At 72.5% G+C, this 335-nt stretch carries 1 protein-coding gene; it reads left to right on the forward strand.

Translation table 11 applies throughout. The features are described from left to right. Positions 1-335, forward strand: a 335-nt coding sequence (locus tag GT045_RS17015) for an ATP-binding cassette domain-containing protein (RefSeq protein WP_161334693.1), incomplete at both ends; no start/stop codon positions are given.

Raw genomic sequence — 335 nt, forward strand, 5'->3', positions numbered from 1 at the left:
ATGGGCCCCTCCGGCTCCGGCAAGTCCACGCTCATGCACTGCCTCGCGGGCCTCGACACCGTCTCGGCCGGCCGGGTGTGGCTCGGCGACACCGAGATCACAGGGCTGCGGGAGCGGGAACTGACCCGGCTGCGGCGGGACCGGATCGGGTTCATGTTCCAGTCCTTCAACCTCGTTCCGACGCTGACCGCGGCCGAAAACATCACCCTGCCGATGGACATCGCGGGCCGGAGGCCGGACGCGGCCTGGCTGGACCGGGTCATCGACACCCTCGGGCTGCGCGACCGCCTGGGGCACCGGCCGGCCCAGCTCTCCGGCGGCCAGCAGCAGCGGGT

Origin of the sequence: Streptomyces sp. SID486, assembly GCF_009865385.1 — a bacterium.
Classification (GTDB): Bacteria; Actinomycetota; Actinomycetes; order Streptomycetales; family Streptomycetaceae; genus Streptomyces.